The organism is Paenibacillus camelliae (assembly GCF_023715345.1).
Lineage (GTDB): Bacteria > Bacillota > Bacilli > Paenibacillales > Paenibacillaceae > Pristimantibacillus > Pristimantibacillus camelliae.
Genome location: NZ_JAMBNY010000073.1, coordinates 1 through 321 on the forward strand (window position 1 = coordinate 1; position 321 = coordinate 321).

Consider the following 321-nt stretch of genomic DNA (forward strand, 5'->3'; position numbering starts at 1 on the left):
TCCGCCGCTAAGTCTCAAGGAAGCAAGCTTCCTATCAACTCCGCTCGACTTGCATGTATTAGGCACGCCGCCAGCGTTCGTCCTGAGCCAGGATCAAACTCTCCATTAAAGTGTTTGATTGCTCATTACTGCAAGTTTTTTCAATGCGAGAATCGCTTGAAAAAAATCTTCTATTTCGCTTTTTATCAACAACTCAACGGGGTTGAATTGTTGATGGCAGTTCTTACTCGTTGTTCAGTTTTCAAGGAACAATGTCGTTCTCATCTCATCTTGCGAGTGTGACTCGAACGTTTTGTTTTTGTGTGTCTGTCGCGATCTCTC

The 321-nt window shown here is 43.9% G+C and carries 1 rRNA gene; it reads right to left on the reverse strand.

The features are described 5' to 3' along the window. Positions 1-109: ribosomal RNA gene (locus M3180_RS22460) — 16S ribosomal RNA — on the reverse strand; the annotation flags it as partial. Between the last annotated feature and the right edge of the window lie 212 nt (positions 110-321).